Here is a 23783-nt window from a genome sequence, read left to right as displayed (position 1 = left end):
CAAGCAGGGCCTAGCCCGCTGCTTGCCACTCTCGGACGGCATCCAGCGGGTAAAGCAACATCAAGACGTTCAGGGCTAAACCATCGCGAATGAACGCCATCACGACGGCTTCAGCTATGATGATAACGGCAATGCTGGCCCATACGGGAATGCGCTTTGCCAGCCAAAATCCTAAGAACATTGCTAATATATCGCAGACTGAATTCAGAACGCTATCTCCGAAATAATCCAGAGCAATCGTGACTTCACGGTAGCGGTTGATTACGGCGTCTGTGTTTTCCAAAATCTCCCATGTGGCTTCGATCAGGGTGGCGATGGATAGCCGCCAGCCGACATCAATACGACGCGCGACGAGCCACAGGATAAAGTAGAATATAAACCCGTGCAGGATATGGGATGGCGTGTACCAATCCATCATATGTTGCGAGCCTTCTGAGCTCATCACTTCCAAATGCAGAAGTTTAATATTGCCGCACTTACAGATCGGGATACGGCCCATCCACAACAGTATCGTTGCGGTTGCCACAACAATTCCAAGGGTGACCCAATAGGGCAGATAGCGTTTCATCATAGTATGAACGCAATCACATCTATAGGGTTCATGTAAACCCTGCGATTGAGCCACGGCTGCTGGTGGGCGCTAGCCTTTGAGCGCTTCACTGAGGCAGACGCGATAGGTGATAGGGTCACAAGCGAGCTCTAGGCATTGCGTCCATAAACTGTCTGACAAAATGCCGATCCCCCTCGTTCCCAAGTAGCTTTACTGCGCAACTAGGAGGCATCCAAACGGCGGTATGCCCAGCTTCGGATGGGGCGCCGCGGCGCAGAACTGGGCGGGCAATGTAGACGCTACAAAGCTTCTCTGCCCAGTACCCATATTCGGGCATAAACACGAAACGGCGAAATGTACCTAGCCTGCGCGGGGTGGCAATAGCCCACCCGGTTTCTTCCATCACTTCGCGGTGGAGGGCTGGAATCGGATGCTCTCCGGGGTCGATCCCTCCGCCGGGTAATTGCACATCTGGCCGATTCCCGTCCTGCACTGTCGTTAAGATATCCTCACCATCCCATAGAATTGCATATGCTCCGGGGCGGCTTCGGTAGGTTTTTTTGGGCTGAACAGCTTCGCCGAAACGCCTTATCATGGTGTAACTCCAATTTAGAACGGTACGCGCCCCTTGGGGAATAGATTGTCGTGCCTATCTAGACACGGTATGCCAAGCCTTCAGGCGTAAGGAAACCCTATGACTCTCGGACAAAAAATTGCGTGGGACGATACTGTCTTGCCGTTTCAGCTTAACCAAATTGACATCCGCGGACGTATTGGACGCCTAGATGGGGTGTTGGATCAAGTGTTGGAACAACATGATTACCCGGCAGTGGTGGAGGCTATGGTGGCGGAGGCCGCAGTGCTTACTGCCCTGATTGGCCAAACTATCAAGCTGCGGTGGAAGCTGTCACTGCAAATCCGTGGGGACGGGCCGCTGCGTTTAATCGCAACTGATTACTATGGCCCAACGGATGACGGCGAACCTGCACGCATCCGTGCCTACGCAAGTTATGATGCAGAACGGCTAGACCAAGATGCAGACCCGTTTGCTCAAATTGGCAAAGGTTTTTTTGCCATTTTGATTGATCAGGGGAACGACATGACACCATATCAGGGCATCACCCCTTTGGCGGGGGGAAGCCTTGCTACATGTGCTGAAACTTACTTCGCTCAGTCTGAGCAACTTCCAACCAAGTTTTTGCTGACATATGGGCGCAGCACTGAATCTGGAGGGAAGGAAGGTTGGCGCGCCGGTGGGGTGATGTTGCAGCATATGCCTAAATCGTCACCACTGCTGGCAACGGCTGAGCCTAGCGAGGGTTCAGACCTTCTAACCGCGGATGATACCTTGGGCGATGATGACGCCGAAAAGTGGAACCGTGCGGGTATTTTACTCGATACTGTTGAGGAATTAGAACTGATCGGTCCCAGCATTGCACCGACAGATTTGCTGTTTCGTCTGTTTCATGAGGAGGGGCCTGTTGTTTATGATCCTCAATCAGTTAAGTTCGGGTGCACTTGTTCTAAAGAGAAAGTGCGGCAAAGCATGTCAATTTATTCTGCCCGCGACCTTGCTCATATGACCCGTGAAGATGGTACTTTGACGGCGGATTGCCAGTTCTGCGGCGCTCACTATGTTTTAGACCCTAAGGCTTTGGGGTTCGAGGCAGAGACCGATGATGATGGAAATTGACCTGATAGAAAAAGTCTCTGCTGCGCTAGCCTTGCCCGGTGGGGCTACGTCTGACTTTGATCTTAACCCTGGAATTGAACTGCCAGCGGGCCGAGTGCTGCGTGATGCGGCGGTACTTATTCCACTAATGAAGGCCCCCACTGGTGTAAGGGTGTTGTTAACAAAACGATCGTCCGCTCTGAAGCACCACCCTGGTCAGATTGCTTTTCCCGGGGGCAAGCGCGACGGGCGTGAGAGCCTATCGAACACAGCCCTTCGGGAGGCCGAGGAAGAAATAGGGCTGCCTCGCGAGCAGGTGCGCATACTTGGAACGTTGCCACAGCATGAAACTGTCACCGGCTTTCAGGTCACGCCAAAAGTTTCTGTAGTTGAGGGTGGGTTTACAGCTATCCCAGAAGTAGGAGAGGTCGCAGAGATTTTTTCGGTTCCTCTTCTGCATGTTTTAAACCCAGCAAACTATACAAGAGAGAGCCGGCTCTGGAGCGGCCATCAGCGGTATTTTTATACAGTGCCCTACGGCCCGTATTACATATGGGGTGCAACGGCTCGCATATTGCGCACATTGGCTGACCGAGTAGCCGCGTGACCAAAGTTACCGGCCCTTGGATGACTGCCCCAGCAACTCAAGCGGTTTTTGATGCTTTGGAAGCGGTCGGCCATCAAGGGTTTTTTGTTGGCGGCTGTGTGCGGAATGCCCTGCTTGAGGTTTCTGTTGCAGATGTTGATATTGCCACATCTGCAATGCCTGAGCAGGTTATTGAGGCTATGACAAATGCAAATCTCAAATCCATTCCTACCGGGATTGAGCATGGGACAGTTACTGTCATGTCCGGGGGAATTGCCCATGAGGTAACAACTTTCCGCCATGATGTGGAAACTGATGGGCGGCATGCTCAAGTTACATTTTCGACCTCCTTAAACGAGGATGCGGCCCGGCGTGATTTCACAATGAACGGACTTTATGCGGACCGCCATGGAGACGTGACTGACCCGGTTGGTGGGCTAGCCGACATTATGAAACGGCAGGTGCGGTTCATCGGTGATGCCAACCTCCGGATTTCTGAAGATTATCTTCGCATCTTGCGGTTTTTCCGCTTCTACGCGTGGTTTGGCGATGCCGAGAGAGGCATTGACGCAGATGGGCTGGCAGCATGCGCCGCAGGTCTAGATGGTTTGAGCAATCTCTCGGCTGAGCGGGTCGGATCTGAGATGAAAAAACTGTTAGCTGCGCCGAACCCAAGCCCAGCAATAGCGGCGATGGCGCAGGCTGGAATATTGGCACAGGTCATGCCGGAGGCTGATGCTAAGGCGCTCCCAATTCTGGTCCATTTAGAGGGGGAGGTTAGGCCCAAAGCAACCCGTCGTATGGCTTGTTTGAGTGGCCATGATTTGAAGAACCATTGGCGGCTATCGAAGTCAGAAGCCAATGAAGTTAGCCTGCTGCGCAAGTTGGTTTCAGACAGCGCAGGTATACCTGAGGTTGCATACCGCCATGGTGCTAGCACTGCCCGCGATACAGCTTTTTTGCGTGCCGCACTGTTTGAGCAGCCATTGAGTTCAAATTTGGATCGGGAGATTAAGCAGGGCGAGAATGCTATGTTTCCAGTTAAAGCAACGGATTTAATGCCGGAATTTCAGCAAGAAGCGCTGGGAAAGAAACTACGTGAGCTGGAGGGTAATTGGATATCTTCGGGCTTTTCCTTAACAAAAACCCAGCTGCTAAAGTGAGCATAGATCCGCTTTATATTTTTGTCTTTGCAGGACTTTTTTCACCTGGACCAAATGTTATTTTGCTAACTGCATCCGGTGCTCGCTTTGGTCTGCGCCGTACTTTGCCGCATGTTTTAGGTGTTGCGTGTGGGGTTGGCATAACCTCTGCTTTGACGGGATATGGCATTGGGGCACTTCTACTTTCACAACCGGCGCTGACATTCACATTGAAATGTTTGGCAGCGGGTTGGATTTTGTGGATGGCGTGGAAGCTTTTCCATTCAACACGAAGCCCCCAAACAGAAACCCGCGAACGACCTTTTTCTTTTGGTGAGGCGGTTTTGTTTCAATGGATCAACCCAAAAGTTTGGGCAATCGCGCTGGCAGCCTCCTCAGGATACGCAGCTGGTTTGTCACCCATACAAGAAGCACTGCGTTTGGGGGCGGCGTTTTCCGGAATAAATCTGTTTGTTTGCCTCTTTTGGACCTTTGCCGGATCGTTGTTGGCAGTACTTTTAAGCAAGCCAACTTGGTGGCGTGGCTTCATGACCATCATGTCTATGGCGTTGGCGTCATCTGCCGCCATGGTTTTCCTTTAAGACACCTATTATATGTTGGACTCATACTGAGGTTTCGGTTTCCCATTCGTCTGGTTGCCGTTCCAACGCGAGTTTTTCTAAATGATCATGCGACTATTACAAATTTTGGAGCCTTTCCTCGCCCGATTGGGTGACAGCATCGAGCCCTTTAAGCCAGCCAAGACAGCCCCACCGCGCACGCTTTGGGCGTTTTGTAAGTGGTGTTTGTCTGGGGCATGGCCGGTGCTATTTTTGGCTGCGGTTTTCTCGGCTATGGCTGGCACGATGGAAGCTGTTACCGCTTTGCTTTTGGGGTGGGTGATTGACGCGGCAACCTTATCTGGGCCAACAGATTTTTTTGCGCGCAACTGGCCTTTGGTAGGCATGTTTATCGGGTTTTTCCTCATTTTTAGGCCATTATTTTTCGGCCTGAGTGCTGCTTTTAATGGTATTGTCGTGCCGCCTAACGTCTATCCACTTATTCAAAGCCGCCTCCATCGATGGACCCTTGGCCATTCGGTGGATTATTTTGACAATGATTTTGCGGGCCGCATTGCCCAAAAGCAAATGCAGACAGCCCGCGCCTTGACCGATGTTACCGCCGAGTCGATCAACGTGGTGGCCTTTGCTCTAGCATCATTGCTGGGTTCCGTTTTGTTGTTGGGGACGATCGACGGCTGGATTGCTGGGGCCTTAATTTTATGGCTATGCGGTTATTTTTTCATGATCCGCTGGTTTATGCCTCGCATCCGAAAACGCTCTGCGGCGCGGGCCGGGGCGCGGACTATGGTCACAGGACAGGTCGTGGATACAATCACCAACATTAAGACGGTCAAGCTGTTTGGGAACTCGCACTTTGAGGATCAATCCGCATTGGATGCGATGGCAGTTCTGCGTAATCGCGCACTGGAGTTCGGGCGCTTGTCGACAGGTTTCCGTTTCGCGTTGATGGCCACGGCTGGTACTTTGCCGGTTCTGTTGATCGGCGGGACGGTAGCCCTTTGGCAGTCAGGCGGTGCCACGACTGGGGATATCGCCGCCGCTGGCGCGATCTCAATCCGTATTGCACAAATGACGGGGTGGGTCAGTTTTTCACTCATGGCAATGTATGCAAACATTGGCGAGATAGAAGATGGAATGCGCACTTTGACACCCGCCCATACGCTTCTCGACAAACCCGAAGCTAAGGACCTAGATGTCACTGTGGGGGAAGTCGCCTTTGGTGCAGTGACATTCCGGTATGGGCGAAAGCTGGGCGGCATTGATGATGTTTCTCTCACTATCACACCGGGTGAGAAACTGGGGCTTGTAGGTGCATCGGGTGCCGGGAAATCAACTTTGGTTAGCTTGCTTTTGCGCCTTTATGACACTGAAATGGGCGCTGTTTTGATTGATGGGCAAGATGTCTCGGATGTTACGCAAGAAAGCCTTCGCCAAAGCATTGGTATGGTTACGCAAGAGACTTCTATGTTCAATCGGTCCGCGCGTGACAACCTGCTTTATGGTCGCCCAGACGCCTCTGAGGAGGATATGATAGAGGCCGCGCGCCGTGCCGAAGCGCATGACTTCATTTTGCAACTAGAGGATCACAAAGGACGCACAGGTTATGATGCCTATTTAGGCGAGCGAGGTGTGAAACTATCCGGCGGTCAGCGGCAGCGAATTGCGTTGGCACGCGCTTTGCTCAAAGACGCACCCATCCTTGTGCTTGATGAAGCAACCAGCGCTTTAGACAGCGAAGTCGAGGCGGCAATTCAATCTGCGCTAGAGCGCGCAATGAGTGGCAAAACCGTCATCGCAATTGCCCACCGCCTTAGCACTATTGCTAAAATGGACAGGATTGTTGTGTTGGATGCAGGCCGCATTGTCGAAGATGGTACTCATAGCGAGTTGTTGGATCACGACGGTTTATACGCACGCTACTGGCGGCGGCAGTCTGGCGGGTTTATAGGCATTACCGAAGCAGCCGAGTAAGCCACATGACACAGACTATTTTACGATTGAATCACAAGGGCGAGGGCCTGCCAGATAATGGCGCACCCATTCCACGGGTATTGCCTAGAGAAGTTGTAGATGAAGGGCGCATTGTGACGCCATCACCGGACCGTGTGTCGGCACCTTGCAGGCATTTCAAGAGCTGCGGCGGGTGTGCCATGCAGCATGCGAATGATGATTTTGTGGCGGACTGGAAGACAGCTGTTATCCAAACAGGCTTGACTGCGAGGGGGATTGAAACTGACATTCGCCCCATTATTACGTCCCCTCCGAAAAGTCGTAGACGGGCCACTTTGCATGGCCAGAGGACTAAAAAAGGGGCAATGGTTGGCTTCTTTGGGCGGGGTTCTAATGCGTTGATCGAAGTTCCAGATTGCAAGCTTTTGGATCCGGCCCTTGTTCAGGCATTCTCGGTGCTTAGAGATATTACGGTGGCTGCGGCCTCGCGTAAAAGCACTATTGGCCTAACGGTGACTCTGAGTGAGAACGGGCTTGATTTGGATGTTCGCGACGCAAAAGAATTGAAAGCTCAAGGAATTTTGGAAATGGCCGCCCTTGCAGAGCGCCATAAACTTGCGCGCCTTAGCTGGGATGGAGAACCCGTTTCAACGCGCGTGCCGCCAGTCCAGATCTTTGGTGCGGCGCAGGTAACGCCGCCTCCGGGGGCATTTTTGCAGGCGACGTCTCATGGTCAAGCTACATTGCTCGAGACCGTCAAAGAGGTGTTGGGTGACGCCAAGCAGGTGGTCGATTTATTCGCGGGATGCGGCACCTTCACTTTGCCGGCCGCCGAGCATGCGGAAGTTTGGGCGCTTGAGAGCGAAACATCTCTCATTGACGCATTGGATGCAGGGTGGCGCATGGCCACCGGCTTGAAAAAGGTAACGGCCGAGACACGCGATCTGTTCCGACGACCGCTTTTGCCTCAGGAGTTTCGCAAAATTGATGCTGTTATCATTGACCCACCACGCGCGGGTGCAGAGGCACAAACGCATGAATTGGCCCGTAGTTTAGTCCCACGAATTGCGTCGGTATCATGCAACCCGATCAGCTTTGCCCGAGACGCCGAGATATTGGTAAAAGGCGGCTACCGCCTAGATTGGGTTCAGCCTGTGGACCAATTCCGTTGGTCGTCTCATGTAGAACTAGTGGCGCAATTCACCAAAACCTAAGCCTGCCGTGATGAGAAATTAGCAACGCCCAACGCCTCTAAAACTTTGGTTTCAATCTGCGGCGCATTCATCGCGGCGACTGTGTACATGTCCTCAGGGCTGGCCTGATCAATGAAGATGTCAGGCAGTACCATAGAGCGGAACTTTAATCCGGCGTCGAACACTGCATGGTTTGCCAAAAGCTGCGCGACTTGCGAGCCGAAGCCTCCAATCGCGCCTTCTTCAACCGTGATCAAGGCCTCGTGGTGACGGGCAATTTGCAAGATAGCCTCTTCGTCCAACGGCTTGGAGAACCGCGCGTCCACAATGGTTGGGGTGATCCCTTTGGCAGCTAGGTTTTCAGCGGCGATCAGAACTTCGGCTAGCCGTGTGCCAAAAGACAAGATTGCGACGCGATTGCCATCTTGAATCATCCGCGACTTGCCAATTTCTAACGGCTGGCCGCGCTCAGGCAGCTCTACACCGACACCTTCGCCACGCGGGAAGCGGAACGCGATAGGGCCCTCGTCATGCTCCACCGCGGTGGCAACCATATGCATCAGTTCGGCCTCATCAGCGGCGGCCATGACCACCATGCCGGGCAGGTTTGACATGAAGGCAATATCGAAGCTTCCTGCGTGAGTTGCGCCATCAGCGCCGACAAGCCCGGCGCGATCAATCGGGAAGCGCACAGGCAAGCGCTGCAAGGCCACGTCGTGAACAATTTGATCATAGCCGCGTTGCAAGAAAGTTGAATAAATTGCGCAAAATGGCTTCATGCCACCAGCCGCCAGCCCTGCCGAGAACGTGACCGCGTGCTGTTCCGCAATGCCGACATCGAAGGTGCGTGACGGGTATCGCTCTGCCATCAGCCCCAAGCCAGTACCGTCAGGCATCGCGGCTGTGATTGCAACAATTTTGCTATCCTCAGCGGCGTGATCAACCAAAGCTTTGCCGAACACCGACGTGTAGCTTGGCGCATTGGAAGGTTTCTTTTCCTGCTTGCCGGTAATGAAATTAAACTTGGCAGTCGCATGGCCACCATCAGCAGCATTTTCGGCCGGCGCGTATCCCTTGCCCTTTTTGGTGATCGCATGGATCAACACAGGGCCATCTGCACGGACCTTTACGGTCCGCAGGACGGCCAAAAGTTGCTCCATGTCGTGGCCATCAATCGGACCTACATAGGAAAACCCCAGCTCCTCAAACAAAGTGCCGCCAACAGTCGCCGACTTTAGCAACTCTTTGGCGCGGCGTGCTCCCTCTTGAAAAGGCTCGGGTAACAAGGACACGGCCCCCTTGGCTGCCGCTTTGAATTCTTGAAACGGAGCACCTGCATAAAGACGCGACAGGTAGGATGACATCGCACCAGTCGGCGGGGCAATTGACATGTCATTGTCGTTGAGAATAACGATCATGCGTTTCTTGAGGTGGCCTGCATTGTTCAGTGCTTCAAATGCCATGCCAGCACTGATCGAGCCGTCACCAATCACCGCAATGCAATCCCCCAACCCATGTTCTGGCGCGCCACCAAGGTCGCGGGCAACTGCCATGCCCAAAGCTGCAGAGATCGAGGTGGAACTATGCGCAGCGCCGAATGGATCATAGGGAGATTCGGATCGTTTGGTGAACCCGCTCAGGCCGTCTTTCTGGCGAATGGTGCGGATACGATCACGACGGCCTGTGATTATTTTATGTGGATAGCATTGATGTGACACATCCCAGATCAAGCGATCTTTGGGCGCGTCAAAAACTGCGTGTAGGGCGACTGTCAACTCAACCACACCAAGGCCCGCGCCAAGATGTCCGCCGGTTTCAGACACGGCGTGAACGGTCTCAAGGCGCAGCTCATGCGCCAGTTGGACCAGATCGGTGTCTGATAAAGCCTTCATGTCTGCGGGCGTAATGACCCGATCCAGCATTGGCGTTTGTGGTTTGTCGCTCATCAGCGTCGTCCTTCAGGTGTCGCGGTTTATAACAAACCGCGCAGCCGCTTTTAGGTTATCGGCACCCACCCCGTAAGGGGAAAGAGCCTCATTGGCCTGCACAATCAATTCCTCTGCGCGGGCCTTAGCACCATCCATACCAAGCAGCGACACGAATGTCGCCTTCCCAGCGTCGGCATCTTTTTGCAGGCGTTTTCCTGCCTTTTGCGCATCACCCTCAACATCCAAGATGTCGTCTGCAATCTGAAACGCAAGCCCGAGAGCTTGGGCATATTGGCGCAGTGGGGTCGGGTCTGCCTGTGCCAAAATCGCGCCAGCCTGCCCAGACCACTGTATCAACGCCCCGGTTTTGCCCGCCTGGAGGCGGGTGATTTCAGCCAACGTAAGCGGCGTCTTGGCCGTCTCCGCCATGATATCCAAAGCCTGCCCCAGCACCATTCCCCCGGCCCCAGCAGCCTTCGCCATAGAGGAGATAAGTTCGAGGCGCACCTGTTCTGGCGCGTCAAGCCCGGCCAAAACCTCGAACGCTAACGTCTGAAGTGCATCGCCAGTCAGAACCGCAATAGCTTCATCCCATTGCACATGAACCGTGGGCATACCGCGCCGTAAATCATCGTTATCCATGCAAGGCAGGTCGTCATGGACCAACGAATAGGCGTGGATCATCTCGATCACGGCTGCCGCCTTATCCGCGACTTCAGGTGAAACCCCATGAAGTCGTGCGCCCTCCATGACGAGAAACGCGCGCAACCGTTTGCCGCCTTGGCAGGTGTAGCGCATGGCGCCTGCGATCGTGCCATCAAGTGGTGCCATCGCCGTATCAAGCGCGGCCTGCACACGGGTTTGTGCATCAGCTAAAGCGTCTTGAAACACCGGATCACAAACCCTCAACGGGCGTGGCGCCCTTTGGTTGGCCGTCACTACCAAGGGTGATCTGTGCAACCTTTTCTTCGGCGTCTTTTAGCTTGGCTTCGCAGCGTTTTTTTAGTGTCGCACCACGCTCGTACAGCTTGATGCTGTCTTCTAGGGGCACGTCGCCACGTTCTAGTTTTCCCACCACTTGCTCCAGCTCGGCCATGGCCTGCTCGAAGCTCAATTCGTTTACGTCAGTGTCAGACATGGGTGCCTCGCTTAATCAAAACTTGCAAATGTGCGCGTGTGGACGCAGCAAGAGCATCAAGATCATATCCACCCTCTAAAGTCGAGACGACACGGCCCTTGGCATGGGCATCAGCGATGTCGCATAACTGCTCTGTTGCCCACACAAAATCGGCTTCATCCCAATTAAGGTTTGCTAGTGGATCAGCGCGGTGAGCATCAAACCCTGCTGAAATCAAAACCAGTTGCGGCTTAAATGCATCTAATGCGGGTAAGATCACGCGCTCATAGGCTTTGCGCAGCTCTATGCCGCCTGAATTGGGCTCCAGTGGGACATTCAAGATATTACCTGATACGCCAGTTTCCGACGGTGCGCCTGATCCGGGGTACAGCGGCATTTGGTGGCTGGAAATAAACAAGGAACGGGGTTCATCCCACAATAAATCTTGCGTTCCGTTCCCGTGATGGACGTCAAAATCGACAACAGCAACGCGATCCAATCCATGTACGTCTAGTGCGTGTTTGGCTGCAATCGCAACATTTCCAAACAAGCAAAACCCCATGGGTGTTTGTCTTTCAGCGTGGTGTCCGGGTGGGCGCATGGCGGCGAAAGCGTTTGAGACATCACCTGCCATGACCATATCAACGGCTTTAACCAATGCTCCGACCCCGCGATAGGCGGCGGTTAGAGATCCCGGAGACATGTGCGTATCTGCGTCCAAAGGCGTTGACCCGGACAGTGGTGCCGCATTTCGAACCGCATCAATATGCTCTTGTGGGTGAGTTCGGAGAATATCCGCGTCTGTACCCATCGGGGCCTCTACACGCTGCAACCCGGTCTGGTCCATTGCATCGAGCGCCGCATAAATCGCCATAAGGCGGTCCACGCGCTCAGGATGCCCGGAAGGGGTTACATGTTTCAAGCAATCGGAATGCGTTAGGAGGGCGGTGGTCATTTCGGGTCTCTCAGATGTGGGCGATCAAGCGATCAGTCGGGGGCTAGCATGTAGCCGGAACCGCGTACTGTCTGTAGATAGCGTGGCTGTTTCGGGTCCGCCTCAATTTTGCGACGAAGGCGGGTGATTTGTACATCCACCGCGCGCTCCTGTGCCTGCCCGCCATCGCGACCTAAATCCTCAACCAACTTGGCGCGGCTCACGGCTTCTCCGGGGCATGCCGAGAAGATGCGCATCAAAGCAACCTCAGTGGCAGTTAGGCGAACTAAGTCTTCGCCTCGCCACATCTCGCCACGGTCAATATTGTATCGAATGTCGCCTAGAGACAGGGTTTTTGGTGCGTCGATTATTTCCTCGCTTTGAGGTACGCGCCGCAATATCGCATTGATCCGTAGCAGCAATTCCTTTGGCTCAAACGGCTTTGGCAGATAGTCGTCTGCTCCGGCTTCAAGGCCAGAAATTCGATCTGAACTTTCGCCCTTGGCAGTCAAAAGCAAAATAGGAGTGTCCCGGCTTTGCCGAAGTTCTTTGGTAAATGTGATGCCGTCGTCACCGGGCATCATCACATCCAACACGATCAAATCAAATTCTAGCCCTTCAAGCAATCTGCGGGCATGATCCGCGTCGCGTGCGGAGGTGGTCCAAAAGCCGTTACGGCTAAGGAACTGCTGAAGCAGCTTCCGAATGCGCTCATCGTCATCGACGATCAACAGGTGGGCGTCATTTTGGGACAGTTTCATTTACGAGCCCTCTTTAAATGTTTGGAAGTGGTGCCGCATTTTAGGGTCCATAATTTGCTCTAACACCTGCCGAAAGCCAGCAACCGCTTCTGGCCCAGCGTCACGGTAAGCGGCTCTCATTCGGCTACGTTGAGCCTCCGAGAGGTCTTTTTCCAAACCTTGCCCCTTATCCGTTAAGAAGAGATGGCGTTCGCGTCGATCTTGCTTGCCAACCCGGCTTTCTACCAAGCCATCTTCTATTAGCGCGCGCAGAACGCGGTTTAGCGATTGTTTGGTCACACCAAGAATATCGAGCAGATTGTTTACGGTGGTGCCAGGGCTGCGCTTAATGAAATGCATGGCGCGGTGGTGCGCCCTCCCGTAGGTGTATTCTTGCAAAATACGATCAGGATCGGCGGTGAAACCGCGATAAGCAAAGAACATCGCTTCAATCCCGCGACGCAGCTGGTCATCGGTTAGAAACAGCAGGCTTTCGCCGCTGATAGGCATCTGGCCAGTCCCTCGATCTGACATGAAGCTGTTCCTTTGCTCTTTTTAGTTCTGATGAGTTTATGTCAGTCTTGTTGACTTTCCAAGTATCGAATGATAGCGAATCGAGACTTTAATGAAATATTATGTCCGAAACGGGCATATTTTGCGCAACAAATGAAAAGGATGAAGGCAATGGCTGGTGGATATGACGATCGTGATGGCGTCATCTGGATGGATGGCAAGTTGGTGGATTGGCGCTCGGCCAATGTCCACGTCCTAACACATGGGCTGCATTATGCCTCTTCTGTTTTTGAAGGCGAGCGCTGCTACAATGGTAAGATATTCGAGAGCCGCAAGCACTCTGCGCGGCTGCAATATTCAGGCGACCAACTTGATATGCCGATCCCGTATACTGTCGATGAAATTGAGGCGGCAAAATACGAAGTGTTGAAGGCCAACAATCTGACTGATGCCTATGTGCGTGTCCTTGCTTGGCGCGGCGCGGGTGAAGACATGGGTGTCGCATCTGCAAAGAACTCGGTTCGCATGGCCGTGGCCGCTTGGGAATGGGGCGCGTACTATGGCGACGCCAAGATGAAAGGCGCGAAGCTGGATATTTCCAAATGGAAGCGCCCCTCGCCCGAGACGATCCCCTGCTTCGCCAAAGCGTCAGGCCTTTATATGATCTGCACCATGTCGAAACACGCGGCTGAGGCCAAGGGCTGCTCTGACGCGATGATGTTCGACTATCGCGGCTATGTGGCCGAGGCGACGGGGGCAAATATGTTCTTTGTCAAAGATGGCGAGGTGCACACTCCTAAGCCAGATTGCTTCCTGAACGGGATTACGCGCCAGACGGTTATTGGCATGCTGAATGAACGCAACATTACTGTACACGAGCGCCACATTATGCCCGAAGAGCTGGAAAGCTTCGAGCAATGCTGGCTAACTGGTACCGCCGCTGAGGTAACGCCAGTGGGCTCCATTGGAGACTACAACTTTGAAGTAGGTGCAATCGCACGCGACATCGCCGAAGGGTATGAAAAGCTGGTGCGTATTTAAACTGATAGGCTCTGTCACAGGGTAAGTGGCAGAGCCTATGACCAGATCATCCCTGAGGGGTCATAACCTTGCGGCTCTTGGCGCGCTCTAAGCCTAACTTCCGTTCCCGCCAAATGATTAAAATGCCAGCGCAAACGATAAGTGATATGCCGATTAGCATCACCGCAGTCGGCACTTCGGAGAAGATAAAATACCCGATGCCTAATGCCAACAGGATCGAGAAGTATTCGAACGGGGCCACCACGGATGCGTCTGCATAGCGGTAGCTAGAGGTGAGGAAGATTTGCCCAACGCCGCCACATAATCCAGCACCAATCAGTGTAGCCGCCTCTGCCCCAGTGGGCCAGACCCAACCAAAGGGCAGTGTTAGCAACGACAACATGGAGGCCGTCACGGAGAACCAGAACACGATTGCAGATGTCGGCTCGGTCATGGTTAACTTCCGTACAAAGACATGCGCCAAGCCGGCCATTACGGCAGATCCGAACGCCAAGATTGCACCCAAGGCCAACAACGGGTCCGTTGTGGTATTAGAGATCGCAGTCAAACGCGGCGACATAATGATCAACACCCCGATCATCCCTAACGCCACTGCGGATAAGCGGAAGGCCCGAACTCGCTCGCCCAAGAACATCGCCGCGAAGATAACAACCAAAACTGGCTGGGCGTATTGTATGGCTTTCACTTCGGATAAAGGCAGTAATCCCAACGCCGCGAAGCCCATGCTCATGGCGGTCACGCCGACAAGGCCGCGCCAGAAATGCCCTAAAGGGTTGTCGGTTTTCAGGCCTGTTCGAAGCTCTCCTCGCATGGTGATCCAGCCAAGTATAATCGGTAGTGCAAAGATCGAACGGAAGAAAACCGCCTCACCGGGTGGCACGCGTGTGGATGAGATTTTGATCAGGGTTGCCATACCCATGAAGAACGCCACGGCCCCTAGTTTGGATGAGATTGCAAGAACCGTATTCGGTTTTGGGCGGGGTGCGGCCATCTAAAAGAAAACCCGTTCTATGGCCCAATAGGCACCAATGATTGCGATCAAAACAGATGCAGGGATTGACACTCTTGAGCGATACCAAGGCTTGCTTCCGAACCAATACCCTACAGCAATGAAGGCGAGGCTAATGACCGTTAACTGTCCAATTTCGACCCCTATGTTGAATCCGATAAGGCCCGAGACGAAACGACCAGGGGTCAACCCAAATTCCCCAAGGACGGAGGCAAAGCCCATGCCATGCAGCAAGCCGAACGCGAAAATTACAAGCGGTCGCCACCACGTCACGCGGCTGGTGAATATGTTTTCGACGGCCACATATACGATAGATGCTGCGATCAGGGGCTCCACAATGACGGGGTTTACAGAAACATACCCGAGGCTTGCTAGGGCCAGCGTGATTGTATGTGCCACTGTGAATATGGTGATCTGGGCTGCGAGTGGACGCACCCGAAGAGATAAAAAGAACAGGCCTAAAACAAACAAAATGTGGTCAAGGCCTTTGGGGATAATATGATCAAACCCGACACCAATGTACTGTATAAATACCGACCACCCATTTTGAATGGCAGTACCATTACGCGGCAACGGATCACTAAGGGCACCGCTCTCTAAATACCCGGAGTATGCGTCATCTCCGTCGCTTGACTGGCGCACAATGATTGGGCCATTGGCTGCTTTCCACCCGATGCGCACGCTACTGCCATCAGAGGGCAAGGCGCCGGTTAGAGTTATGGTGGTGTCGCGTGGCAACTCTATGTCTGATTGGTCGGATACGCTAATTTTTAGTAGCTCTAGCGCGATGGTAGCATCCCCCGACAAAACTGTGATGCCTTTTGAAATACTGGGCCAAGCTTCTGTCAGGCGGGCGGATAGATCATCAGGGGGCAGGGCGCGAAAACTATCGGATTTTGCAGCGTTCGGGGCCTCATTAGTGTCTTGCAGGCCTTCAAGGTTTACCCCGGCTATCATCGGCTCCGCAGTCAGGCGGATCGTTAAATTTACTTCAGTGTCAGATAAAACCACGTCAGCAATCGCTGGACGGATTTCGTGAGCAGTCACCGAAGACGTGAATGTGATCAGCACGAGTGTTGACATCACGGCCAGTTGCCGCAGCATGTAGAGCATGAATATTAAAGGAAACGCCATGTTGCCTCTTCGCATTTGTGCCGCCGCCCTTGTATTGGTCTGGGCAAGTACCGCCCACCCCCATGAACTCTGGATATCGCCTGAGGCATACGTGACCCCGAATGGCGGGAAGGTTCAAGCGCAACTTCGGGTGGGCCAAAGTTTTAGCGGCGCAAGTTATTCATTCAATCCAAAGCGGTTTTCTCGCTTTGACCTTGTGATGAATGGGGTCGTGATGCCCGTGAAAGGGCGCCTCGGCGACATGCCAGCCTTAGGTATGGTTGCGCCGTCAGAGGATGGGCTTTTGATTGTGGTGCACGAGACTACCGATAGCTTGCTCACTTATACCAGCATGGAAAAGTTTGCGAAATTTGCGAGGCACAAGGATTTTGAATGGGCGGTGGAGCGCCACGCTGAACGCGGCCTGCCTACTGACCGCTTCACGGAGCGTTATCACCGGTATGCCAAAAGTCTTATCGCCATCGGTGATGGGACTGGAGCAGATCAAGAGGTCGGTATGAAAACCGAGATCATTGCACTGGCAAACCCCTACACTAGTCGCCTGGGTCAGCTCCCTGTGCTGGTTCTTTTAGACGGGGAGCCACGGGTGAATGCTCAGGTCGAATTGTTCGAGAAGGCCCCTGACGGAACAGTTGAAGTTACATTACACCGCACCGATGATATGGGCCGGAGCACTATTCCGGTAAAACCTGACCACGAATACCTTGTGGATGCTGTCACCATGCTTGAGTTGAATGAGGGTGATGCGACTGAGTTTCCAGTCTGGTGGACTGTATGGGCATCACTCACGTTCAAAATGCCAAAATAAGGTCTAAAGCATAAAATCCCTCAGCCTGACTAGCAGACCAAGGGACTCTATTTGTGTAGCACCTGATACGGCGATCTGGGTGGGGGCTGATCACACCGCACCGGGCTTGAGAATTTACTCGCTACAGTGTTGTGTATCACGCACAACTGCGGCGAGATCAGGGACGAGGTGTGGAAAATCTAAGGTTATGATGCGGCCTTTTTGAGGCAACTGCTTGATTTGTGGCTTCATGCAGGCCAGCATCATGGCATGAATTTCAACGCCCCAATACCTTTTCGCCCTGACCGCCATGAGAGGGTTGCATTTCAACGTCGTGAGATTGGCGATATCCTTAGCATTTATGGGCGTATGGTGGCTGCGGGGGAATGGCGTGATTACGGAATTTCAATGTTGAAAGAAGTTGCGGTTTTCTCAATTTTCCGCCGGTCATCAGAGCATCCAATTTATCGGATTGAAAAGCGTCCGAAACTGGCCGTGAAGAGACAAACCTATGCCGTTATCGCCATGGATGGGCGCATTTTGAAGCGGGGCGAAAATTTACGGCAGGTCCTAGGTGTCTTAGAAAAGAAGGCGCTTCGTATTGTTGATTAAGCCCGCTTAATTGATGTGACAGGCCCACCGCCACTTCCTTCGATTCGTGCTGTCGCATCCGATAGCGCCTCATAGGCGACAGCCATGTGGTAAGCATTGGCATGGATCATCATGTTCGGGCCAGTCATCAATGCGACATGCCCTTTCCAGAAGACTAAATCTCCGCGCTGGGCATCAGCGACGTCAATTTCACGCCCCAACTCGGCCTCTTGCATATCGCTGTCCCTAGGGCAGTCCAGCCCGCAACTGCGCCATGCCGCTTGTACTAAGCCTGAGCAATCAATGCCGTGCCGCGTGTTGCCACCCCACAAATAGGGCGAGCCGAAATATAAGTCAGCAACAGCAACCGGATCATCAAAGCGTTGCGCCAGTGACATGAGGTGCATCGTCGGCACGTACCCTCCGTTTGACAGTCGCGACCAATCCCCTTCCTTGTCCATGACTTGGACTTCAGAGCCAAAGTATAAAGTTCCGGTGTTCATCAATTTCATGTTTGGACCGGGGTAAAGATGAGTGCTGGGAACTGCTATCCAATGGGTTGGGTCATGTGGGCGGTCTAGCAGATCTTCCTGAACATACCCGCAATAGCCATCATGGATTGCTTGCCCGAAAGCAAAACCGGCACGTCGCTCGAGGACATTGAACAAGTCCCCGTAGATCAGTTGCGATGTGCGTCTTCCTTCTGGCTTGCCGGTGAGGTCAGCAAAGGCTGAACCGCATTGGACCAACTCGCCATCAACATAGCTGGGGGCTTCGACTTCACCTTGTAGGTAACTTGCGGCGACACGCCCATTGGCGGCCGTTAGGCGTGAATCTCTACTCATAGGTTTAGCACTTTCGGTAAAGCTTCAAGGATTGCTCTGGCTCCCATTCCAACGCCTCCCTTTGGTCGTCCGGGTGCCGCGACCGGCTGCCAGCCATAGATATCAAAATGGGCAAATCTGGCAGTGTTTGACACAAAGCGGCGTAAAAATAATGCAGCTGTTATTGTGCCAGCAAAGCTGCCTTTTGGCGCATTATCTAGATCCGCAATACCCGGTTCTATCATGGCTTCGTAAGGGGCATGGAATGGCAGCTCCCATACAGGATCGCGGACATCGCGAGCGGATACGCGCAAAGCGTCGGCAAAGGGTGCATCTTCGGTGAAAAATGGCGCCAAGTCAGGCCCAACAGCCACTCTTGCGGCGCCGGTCAAAGTGGCCATGCAAATCATTAAATCTGGCGGGGTCTCGTCAGCCAAAGCCAAGGCATCTGCCAAAACGAGGCGTCCTTCGGCATCGGTATTATTGATTTCTACGGTTAACCCCTTTCGGGACGTAAGAATATCTTGCGGCCGGAACGCCGACCCATCAATCGAGTTTTCAACGGCTGGGATTAAGACACGCAGTTGAAGCTTTAACCCAAGCTCCATTATCATATGTGCAAGCCCTAGAACTGTTGCGGCTCCGCCCATGTCCTTTTTCATCAATCCCATTGAGGCTCCGGGTTTGATGTTTAACCCTCCAGTATCGAAGCAAACTCCCTTGCCAACCAGAACTAGCGTTGGGCCCGTATCCCCCCAATTCATGTCAATCAGGCGCGGCGCTATAGGCGAAGCGCGACCAACGGCGTGGATCATTGGAAAGTTTTGCGTCAACAAGTCGTCGCCAACCATAACATTCACTGATGCGTTGTGTTGTTCTGCCAATTGATGGGCTGCCGCCTCCAAGGCATCAGGCCCCATATCGGATGCTGGAGTATTGATTAGGTCTCGTGTCAGCACTTCACCCGCAACAATAGCTTCCAACTTCTTGCTGTTGAGGTTTTTTGGGCAAACGAGCTGTGCTTTATGGGATGGTTGCGTGCGATACCGATCAAAACTGTACTGTGAAAGAAGCCATCCCACTGCGTGCTCTTCGCAATCTTGTAGTGAATGGCCGGTTGCTAACTCATAAACCCCCGCGGGGAGTTTTGCAGCGATTGCGGCCATTGTAAAACGACCTCGGGCACGTGATCGTGCATCCCCTAATCCAGCTACCGCCAGTGTGATAGCGCCATCCTCATTGGGAATGGTGCAGATGGTTCCAATTGCCCCCGTAAAGCCTTGTGCTTTGATCCAGCGGCGGGTGGCATCTGATTGGTTTTCCAACCAATCAGACAGGGCATCAGCATTCAAAGCGAAGAGCGGAATTGAGTCCTGAGACTTTTGTGAAAATTTGAGTCTCATATGGTTCAAGTTTGTATCCGCCCTGCTGTTTTGCAGGCAGCCTACTGCCTGCAAAATTTTCTGCAAGTACGTGCTTTCGTGTGAATGCCGCTTAGACCGTCATGTCTTGCATATCCCACACTGCGCTCAGTGATCGATCCGCAATCCGGCGAAGACGGTTTAAGGTCGCGGCGAGCGGTATCCCTTCGTGCGCTTGGGCGCAGCTGAGAACATCATCCGCGACCCTAGAGAAAGTGGTCATCCCAATATGGCGGGATGTTTTGACCAGCACATCCATTCGGGTGCAGAGTACATCCATATTTTGCGCGCTATATGCCCTTTCCACCTCTGTCATCCCTCTTGCCAGCTCTTCCATAGCGGTTGTTATCATCGCCTCTGCGCGCAACTCGCCCATGGAAACACAAAGTTCGACAAGCCGATCTGGATCAACCCGAACAGGTTCTTTCAACTCAAGTTCTACAATTTCTTGCATCATGCACCCTCAATATTCCCGTGCCCCCTCAAAGCACATGAGAACCATCTCGCCAGAAACTGAACAAACTCTTTCTCGCAACACCAATTTTCTCTCGAATTTCGCGCCAATTGTCCGTAGTAAGGTTCAAATTCTCAAAGGTATATCATGAGCCAAGCTAAACCTCTGCCAAACTACCTGGTCACCAGGTATCACGGTTGGAAAGCCACTACTTACTCAGAGAACGAACCATGGTATCGGCGGTTAGCGACCGATGGTCAAAACCCCCGTGCGATGGTCATTTCGTGCTGTGACAGTCGCGTCCATGTGACTTCTATATTTGGTGCCGAGCAGGGTGAGTTTTTCATTCACCGAAACATTGCGAACCTTGTGCCGCCTTATAACCCGGATGGGGAATACCATGGCACATCGGCGGCGGTCGAATACGCTGTTGGTACGTTAAAAGTTGCTCATATTATTGTGCTTGGCCACTCCAATTGTGGTGGCGTCAACGGATGCCATGATATGTGCTCGGGCCACGCACCGGAATTGGAAGAGAAGACCAGCTTCATTGGCCGCTGGATGGACATTTTACGCCCCGGTTATGAGCGCGTGAAAGACATCGAGGACGAAGATGATCGCCGCCGTGCCTTGGAAAAGCAAGCCGTACTAATCTCCTTGGAAAACCTTGCAGGTTTCCCATTTATTGCTGAGGCCATCGACCATGGATTGCTCAGCCTTCATGGCTTGTGGACTGACATTGGTGAAGGCGGGCTGGAGCACTACATCCCAGAGATTGGTTTTAAACCAGTTTAGTTTTACGGCCTAGCTAGGGCTGCCAGAACAGACCTTGACCTTCAGGCCAATCCATCTCGACATTCACTCGAACGGTTTTCTTCTCACCCGGCCCCACATCTAAATTCCAGACTGTAACGCCGCGTTTTTGCTCGAAATCGGTCTCATCCGGCGAAGGCCGCGCAGAGGCTGTTACGTTGAGGTCTTCTTGCTCTGCATAAGGCAGCGCGAAAATTGTTTGCACTTCCTCGCTGGTCGCCAAAAGGTTCTCAACCGAGAACTCCATCTGCTGAACCCGCGTATTGCTGGTGGTCAGGAAGCCACGATCACCGGTGTCATTGTCGAGCAATTTGTACGAAAGGCGCAGACCTTCAAGCGTGCCAAAAGACACCTCAGCTTTGTCGCCCGCGGGTACCATTGGCAGGTCGCTGCGACCTACAAAAACACCATCTCGCGAGATCGAAGCCTGACCGGGAAGGAACGGCTCCTGCGTAGTGTTGGTGAATTCGGCCATCAAGAACGCCGTTTGGTCAAAGCGTGGTGCCGCCCGGTTGAACTGACGCGCATCAAAGGTGAGGCTATCAAGCGCCAAAATCAATTCGCCCCTGTTCGATGCAAGGCTAACGGGTTCAGGATACTCATAAGTGACCGATAAGCCTTCAATGACAGCAGAGGCATGTAGCGACTCTATCACCGGCTCCTCCATTATTGGCTCTGCAAGCCCACCACGCGACACTGCATAGTCAGCCTGAATTGAGGGGGCTGAAGCGTAACCCGCTTTGCCTTTAAACTGAATGCTAGCCAATGATGGACGTGGTTTCGTTGGGTCCACTTGAGCAAAGGGGTTGGCGGTAGAAAGGACCAAATCAACGTCGGACCACAATTCACTGGATGATTGCTGCATCACAACCTTACGTTCCATCGAGATGGTCGGATTATCACTGCGTATGAGGTTCAGGTCATAATCCGCCCGCCAGCCCGCATTATAAATCAAGCTATCGAGGGCCATTTCGACGGTGACAGCCGCAGCAGTCTCGACGGAAAGGGCAAGGACGGTGACAGCGCCATTCGGAGGGGCCAGTCGGTTCAAATCCTGCTCAGCTTGTTGAACGGTTTTGCGCGCCTCATCACGGGCCTTCTCGTCGGCGCGCAGTGTCACGGAGGCGGCGTATTGGTCGCGCCATGCTTTTTCCAGCTCCTCGGCCACCATATTGCTAGCGGCGCGCATCGCATCAGCGTCGGCCCCCGTCAAAGCGGCCCCCGTCAACGACCTCAGATAAGCGTTCTTCGCATTCTGCGCCTCGACGACAGCTTGGCCACGCACAACAATATCCTCCAAGGCTTGCAGGGCCTCCTTGGCGGCTTCGACACGCTCAAAGGCGGTCGTTTGTGCAGGAGAATACGCCGCCTTAGGGTCGGTCAGGTAGTTATGAAGAATTTCCATTGCGCCAATAGCGACGCCTTCCGGCGCATGTAAGCGAGGAGGACCATCACCGTTGTCGCCTGCATATGGCACTAAAATACGGTGCTTGCCTTGTGGCAGGTCAGCCGAAATCACGCGCGTAACAGTGGCGCCTTGCGGATAGACGGTGACAGAGGTGACGGGCGCAACCACCGAGAAGTCCTCTGCATAAGCGGCAGACGATAGAAGGGCGGTAGATAAAGCTAAAATACGGAACATAAAAAGGGCCTCACATCAAATGATCTGAGGCCCAGTGTTTCGTGTCATGTGAGGCTTTGCAAGCTTAGCCTTTTTTCAGGCAGCGCGAACCAAGCGTTTCGGCAATTTGCACTGCATTTAGGGCTGCACCCTTGCGCAAGTTATCGCTCACGCACCACAGGTTAATGCCATTGTCGATGGTGCTGTCTTGGCGAATACGGGAGATGAACGTCGCGTAGTCACCAACACATTCAACAGGGGTCACGTAACCGCCGTCTTCGCGTTTATCAATAACCATCACGCCGGGGGCCTCACGCAAGATGTCGCGGGCCTCGTCTTCGTCTAGATGGTCTTCGAACTCGATGTTGACCGACTCGCAGTGGCCAACAAAAACCGGAACCCGAACGCAGGTCGCGGTAACTTTGATCGACTTGTCCACGATTTTCTTGGTCTCGACGACCATTTTCCACTCTTCCTTGGTGGAGCCGTCTTCCATGAACACGTCAATATGCGGGATCACGTTGAACGCAATCTGCTTGGTGAATGTCTTCGGTGGCTTGTTGTCCACAGGGTTGTAAATCGACTTAGTTTGATCCCACAGCTCGTCGAGGGCATCTTTGCCGGCACCAGATACGGCTTGGTACGTGGACACCACAACGCGCTTGATACGCGCACGGTCATGCAATGGCTTCAAGGCGACGACCATTTGCGCGGTTGAGCAATTGGGATTCGCAATGATATTTTTCTTGGAATAGCCCACGATGGCTTCGGGATTCACCTCTGGCACGATCAAAGGCACGTCCGGATCGTAGCGGTACAACGACGAGTTATCGATCACTACACAACCTGCAGCCGCAGCTATTGGCGCATATTTTTTGGTTGCCTCAGAGCCCACAGCGAACAAAGCCATGTCCCAGCCCGTGAAGTCAAAGGTGTCTAGGTCCTTGGTCTTCAAGGTTTTTTCGCCAAAGCTGACTTCCGTGCCGAGTGAGCGACGGGAGGCCAATACCTCAAGTTTATCCACTGGGAACTGACGTTCATCCAGAATGTTCAGCATCTCGCGGCCCACATTACCAGTGGCACCAACGACGACGATTTTATAACCCATGATCCCTTTGATCCTTCTGTAGGTCTTGATTTCAGACGGGGCCTGATACTCCTTTGGGGGCCTAGGGGGAA

General features: G+C 53.2%; 25 protein-coding genes. 10 read left to right on the top strand and 15 right to left on the bottom strand.

Features of this window, described 5'->3' with window-relative positions; all coding sequences use genetic code 11:
- Positions 1-10: 10 nt before the first annotated feature.
- A complete protein-coding gene (locus AC3Y7R_RS09455) occupies positions 11-571 on the bottom strand; it encodes a DUF2585 family protein (RefSeq protein ID WP_490041784.1) in 561 nt (186 codons plus the stop codon).
- Positions 572-686: 115 nt separating this feature from the next.
- Positions 687-1145 (bottom strand): NUDIX hydrolase, encoded by a 459-nt coding sequence (locus tag AC3Y7R_RS09450; protein ID WP_490041783.1) that lies wholly within the window; start codon positions 1143-1145, stop codon positions 687-689.
- Between the two features lie 99 nt (positions 1146-1244).
- Here AC3Y7R_RS09450 and hslO point away from each other — a divergent pair, with 99 nt between their 5' ends.
- The 6 genes from hslO to AC3Y7R_RS09420 all read left to right on the top strand — a co-directional run bounded on the left by hslO (position 1245) and on the right by AC3Y7R_RS09420 (position 7698).
- Positions 1245-2243, top strand: coding sequence for an Hsp33 family molecular chaperone HslO (hslO, locus tag AC3Y7R_RS09445; RefSeq protein WP_490041782.1), 999 nt, complete (start codon positions 1245-1247; stop codon positions 2241-2243).
- The gene (locus tag AC3Y7R_RS09440; RefSeq protein WP_490042019.1) at positions 2233-2829 is read left to right on the top strand and encodes a CoA pyrophosphatase; all 597 of its coding nucleotides are present in this window, start codon (positions 2233-2235) and stop codon (positions 2827-2829) included. The genes hslO and AC3Y7R_RS09440 overlap by 11 nt, the downstream gene beginning before the upstream one ends.
- Complete coding sequence (locus AC3Y7R_RS09435) at positions 2826-3971, top strand: CCA tRNA nucleotidyltransferase (RefSeq protein ID WP_490041781.1); 1146 nt, start codon at positions 2826-2828, stop codon at positions 3969-3971. Before AC3Y7R_RS09440 ends, AC3Y7R_RS09435 begins: the two co-directional genes overlap by 4 nt.
- Positions 3923-4552: a LysE family translocator gene (locus AC3Y7R_RS09430; RefSeq protein ID WP_490041780.1), complete on the top strand. Its 630-nt coding sequence runs from the start codon at positions 3923-3925 to the stop codon at positions 4550-4552. The genes AC3Y7R_RS09435 and AC3Y7R_RS09430 overlap by 49 nt, the downstream gene beginning before the upstream one ends.
- A gap of 87 nt (positions 4553-4639) precedes the next feature.
- Positions 4640-6505, top strand: coding sequence for an ABC transporter ATP-binding protein (locus tag AC3Y7R_RS09425; RefSeq protein ID WP_490041779.1), 1866 nt, complete (start codon positions 4640-4642; stop codon positions 6503-6505).
- 344 nt (positions 6506-6849) lie between these two features.
- The gene (locus AC3Y7R_RS09420; RefSeq protein ID WP_490041778.1) at positions 6850-7698 is read left to right on the top strand and encodes a class I SAM-dependent RNA methyltransferase; all 849 of its coding nucleotides are present in this window, start codon (positions 6850-6852) and stop codon (positions 7696-7698) included.
- Here AC3Y7R_RS09420 and dxs read toward each other — a convergent pair.
- Genes dxs through AC3Y7R_RS09390 form a run of 6 tightly spaced genes read right to left on the bottom strand, consistent with a single transcriptional unit; the run spans position 7695 to position 12930 of the window.
- Positions 7695-9623 (bottom strand): 1-deoxy-D-xylulose-5-phosphate synthase, encoded by a 1929-nt coding sequence (gene dxs / locus AC3Y7R_RS09415; RefSeq protein ID WP_490041777.1) that lies wholly within the window; start codon positions 9621-9623, stop codon positions 7695-7697. The genes AC3Y7R_RS09420 and dxs overlap by 4 nt on opposite strands.
- Before the next feature lie 12 nt (positions 9624-9635).
- The gene (locus AC3Y7R_RS09410) at positions 9636-10496 is read right to left on the bottom strand and encodes a polyprenyl synthetase family protein (protein WP_490042018.1); all 861 of its coding nucleotides are present in this window, start codon (positions 10494-10496) and stop codon (positions 9636-9638) included.
- A gap of 4 nt (positions 10497-10500) precedes the next feature.
- Complete coding sequence (locus AC3Y7R_RS09405) at positions 10501-10743, bottom strand: exodeoxyribonuclease VII small subunit (protein WP_490041776.1); 243 nt, start codon at positions 10741-10743, stop codon at positions 10501-10503.
- Positions 10736-11677, bottom strand: coding sequence for a histone deacetylase family protein (locus tag AC3Y7R_RS09400; RefSeq protein ID WP_490041775.1), 942 nt, complete (start codon positions 11675-11677; stop codon positions 10736-10738). The genes AC3Y7R_RS09405 and AC3Y7R_RS09400 overlap by 8 nt, the downstream gene beginning before the upstream one ends.
- Before the next feature lie 32 nt (positions 11678-11709).
- Positions 11710-12411, bottom strand: a complete 702-nt coding sequence (locus AC3Y7R_RS09395; RefSeq protein WP_490042017.1) for a response regulator — start codon at positions 12409-12411, stop codon at positions 11710-11712.
- A gap of 6 nt (positions 12412-12417) precedes the next feature.
- Positions 12418-12930, bottom strand: a complete 513-nt coding sequence (locus AC3Y7R_RS09390; RefSeq protein WP_490041774.1) for a MarR family winged helix-turn-helix transcriptional regulator — start codon at positions 12928-12930, stop codon at positions 12418-12420.
- Positions 12931-13080: 150 nt separating this feature from the next.
- Here AC3Y7R_RS09390 and AC3Y7R_RS09385 point away from each other — a divergent pair, with 150 nt between their 5' ends.
- Entirely contained in the window at positions 13081-13950 is an 870-nt protein-coding gene (locus tag AC3Y7R_RS09385; RefSeq protein WP_490041773.1) for a branched-chain amino acid aminotransferase, read from the top strand.
- 46 nt (positions 13951-13996) lie between these two features.
- Here the strand turns inward: AC3Y7R_RS09385 and AC3Y7R_RS09380 are convergent, their stop codons facing one another.
- Both AC3Y7R_RS09380 and AC3Y7R_RS09375 read right to left on the bottom strand, forming a co-directional pair.
- Positions 13997-14941, bottom strand: a complete 945-nt coding sequence (locus tag AC3Y7R_RS09380) for a DMT family transporter (protein ID WP_490041772.1) — start codon at positions 14939-14941, stop codon at positions 13997-13999.
- Positions 14942-16072 (bottom strand): HupE/UreJ family protein, encoded by a 1131-nt coding sequence (locus AC3Y7R_RS09375; protein WP_490041771.1) that lies wholly within the window; start codon positions 16070-16072, stop codon positions 14942-14944.
- Between the two features lie 19 nt (positions 16073-16091).
- On the opposite strand from AC3Y7R_RS09375, the gene AC3Y7R_RS09370 reads away from it, so the two are divergent.
- Positions 16092-16901 carry a DUF4198 domain-containing protein gene (locus AC3Y7R_RS09370; protein WP_490041770.1) on the top strand — a complete coding sequence of 270 codons (810 nt, stop codon included), beginning with the start codon at positions 16092-16094 and terminating at the stop codon, positions 16899-16901.
- A 249-nt stretch (positions 16902-17150) separates the two neighbouring features.
- Complete coding sequence (locus AC3Y7R_RS09365; RefSeq protein WP_490041769.1) at positions 17151-17492, top strand: DUF2794 domain-containing protein; 342 nt, start codon at positions 17151-17153, stop codon at positions 17490-17492.
- On the opposite strand, the gene AC3Y7R_RS09360 is transcribed toward AC3Y7R_RS09365, so the two are convergent.
- The 3 genes from AC3Y7R_RS09360 to AC3Y7R_RS09350 all read right to left on the bottom strand — a co-directional run bounded on the left by AC3Y7R_RS09360 (position 17489) and on the right by AC3Y7R_RS09350 (position 20173).
- The gene (locus tag AC3Y7R_RS09360) at positions 17489-18316 is read right to left on the bottom strand and encodes a C40 family peptidase (RefSeq protein ID WP_490041768.1); all 828 of its coding nucleotides are present in this window, start codon (positions 18314-18316) and stop codon (positions 17489-17491) included. The genes AC3Y7R_RS09365 and AC3Y7R_RS09360 overlap by 4 nt on opposite strands.
- On the bottom strand, positions 18313-19698 hold the full coding sequence (locus tag AC3Y7R_RS09355; RefSeq protein WP_490041767.1) for a leucyl aminopeptidase family protein: 1386 nt from the start codon (positions 19696-19698) through the stop codon (positions 18313-18315). Before AC3Y7R_RS09355 ends, AC3Y7R_RS09360 begins: the two co-directional genes overlap by 4 nt.
- 91 nt (positions 19699-19789) lie before the next feature.
- On the bottom strand, positions 19790-20173 hold the full coding sequence (locus tag AC3Y7R_RS09350) for a hypothetical protein (protein ID WP_490041766.1): 384 nt from the start codon (positions 20171-20173) through the stop codon (positions 19790-19792).
- A 144-nt stretch (positions 20174-20317) separates the two neighbouring features.
- On the opposite strand from AC3Y7R_RS09350, the gene AC3Y7R_RS09345 reads away from it, so the two are divergent.
- Positions 20318-20965, top strand: a complete 648-nt coding sequence (locus AC3Y7R_RS09345) for a carbonic anhydrase (protein WP_490041765.1) — start codon at positions 20318-20320, stop codon at positions 20963-20965.
- Between the two features lie 13 nt (positions 20966-20978).
- Here AC3Y7R_RS09345 and AC3Y7R_RS09340 read toward each other — a convergent pair whose 3' ends face one another.
- The gene (locus tag AC3Y7R_RS09340; protein WP_490041764.1) at positions 20979-22625 is read right to left on the bottom strand and encodes a DUF4139 domain-containing protein; all 1647 of its coding nucleotides are present in this window, start codon (positions 22623-22625) and stop codon (positions 20979-20981) included.
- Between the two features lie 64 nt (positions 22626-22689).
- On the bottom strand, positions 22690-23712 hold the full coding sequence (locus AC3Y7R_RS09335; RefSeq protein ID WP_490041763.1) for an aspartate-semialdehyde dehydrogenase: 1023 nt from the start codon (positions 23710-23712) through the stop codon (positions 22690-22692).
- Between the last annotated feature and the right edge of the window lie 71 nt (positions 23713-23783).

This window comes from Litoreibacter sp., assembly GCF_058136045.1.
This window is presented reverse-complemented; position numbering and strand designations above follow the sequence as displayed.

Excerpts from the sequence above, each read along its gene's own strand:
- AC3Y7R_RS09455 (WP_490041784.1), bottom strand. The coding sequence starts at position 571 with ATGATGAAACGCTATCTGCCCTATTGGGTCACCCTTGGAATTGTTGTG.
- AC3Y7R_RS09450 (WP_490041783.1), bottom strand. The coding sequence starts at position 1,145 with ATGATAAGGCGTTTCGGCGAAGCTGTTCAGCCCAAAAAAACCTACCGA.
- hslO (WP_490041782.1), top strand. The coding sequence starts at position 1,245 with ATGACTCTCGGACAAAAAATTGCGTGGGACGATACTGTCTTGCCGTTT.
- AC3Y7R_RS09440 (WP_490042019.1), top strand. The coding sequence starts at position 2,233 with ATGGAAATTGACCTGATAGAAAAAGTCTCTGCTGCGCTAGCCTTGCCC.
- AC3Y7R_RS09425 (WP_490041779.1), top strand. The coding sequence starts at position 4,640 with ATGCGACTATTACAAATTTTGGAGCCTTTCCTCGCCCGATTGGGTGAC.
- AC3Y7R_RS09420 (WP_490041778.1), top strand. The coding sequence starts at position 6,850 with ATGGTTGGCTTCTTTGGGCGGGGTTCTAATGCGTTGATCGAAGTTCCA.
- dxs (WP_490041777.1), bottom strand. The coding sequence starts at position 9,623 with ATGAGCGACAAACCACAAACGCCAATGCTGGATCGGGTCATTACGCCC.
- AC3Y7R_RS09405 (WP_490041776.1), bottom strand. The coding sequence starts at position 10,743 with ATGTCTGACACTGACGTAAACGAATTGAGCTTCGAGCAGGCCATGGCC.
- AC3Y7R_RS09400 (WP_490041775.1), bottom strand. The coding sequence starts at position 11,677 with ATGACCACCGCCCTCCTAACGCATTCCGATTGCTTGAAACATGTAACC.
- AC3Y7R_RS09390 (WP_490041774.1), bottom strand. The coding sequence starts at position 12,930 with ATGTCAGATCGAGGGACTGGCCAGATGCCTATCAGCGGCGAAAGCCTG.
- AC3Y7R_RS09385 (WP_490041773.1), top strand. The coding sequence starts at position 13,081 with ATGGCTGGTGGATATGACGATCGTGATGGCGTCATCTGGATGGATGGC.
- AC3Y7R_RS09380 (WP_490041772.1), bottom strand. The coding sequence starts at position 14,941 with ATGGCCGCACCCCGCCCAAAACCGAATACGGTTCTTGCAATCTCATCC.
- AC3Y7R_RS09375 (WP_490041771.1), bottom strand. The coding sequence starts at position 16,072 with ATGCTCTACATGCTGCGGCAACTGGCCGTGATGTCAACACTCGTGCTG.
- AC3Y7R_RS09370 (WP_490041770.1), top strand. The coding sequence starts at position 16,092 with ATGTTGCCTCTTCGCATTTGTGCCGCCGCCCTTGTATTGGTCTGGGCA.
- AC3Y7R_RS09365 (WP_490041769.1), top strand. The coding sequence starts at position 17,151 with ATGAATTTCAACGCCCCAATACCTTTTCGCCCTGACCGCCATGAGAGG.
- AC3Y7R_RS09360 (WP_490041768.1), bottom strand. The coding sequence starts at position 18,316 with ATGAGTAGAGATTCACGCCTAACGGCCGCCAATGGGCGTGTCGCCGCA.
- AC3Y7R_RS09355 (WP_490041767.1), bottom strand. The coding sequence starts at position 19,698 with ATGAGACTCAAATTTTCACAAAAGTCTCAGGACTCAATTCCGCTCTTC.
- AC3Y7R_RS09350 (WP_490041766.1), bottom strand. The coding sequence starts at position 20,173 with ATGATGCAAGAAATTGTAGAACTTGAGTTGAAAGAACCTGTTCGGGTT.
- AC3Y7R_RS09345 (WP_490041765.1), top strand. The coding sequence starts at position 20,318 with ATGAGCCAAGCTAAACCTCTGCCAAACTACCTGGTCACCAGGTATCAC.
- AC3Y7R_RS09340 (WP_490041764.1), bottom strand. The coding sequence starts at position 22,625 with ATGTTCCGTATTTTAGCTTTATCTACCGCCCTTCTATCGTCTGCCGCT.
- AC3Y7R_RS09335 (WP_490041763.1), bottom strand. The coding sequence starts at position 23,712 with ATGGGTTATAAAATCGTCGTCGTTGGTGCCACTGGTAATGTGGGCCGC.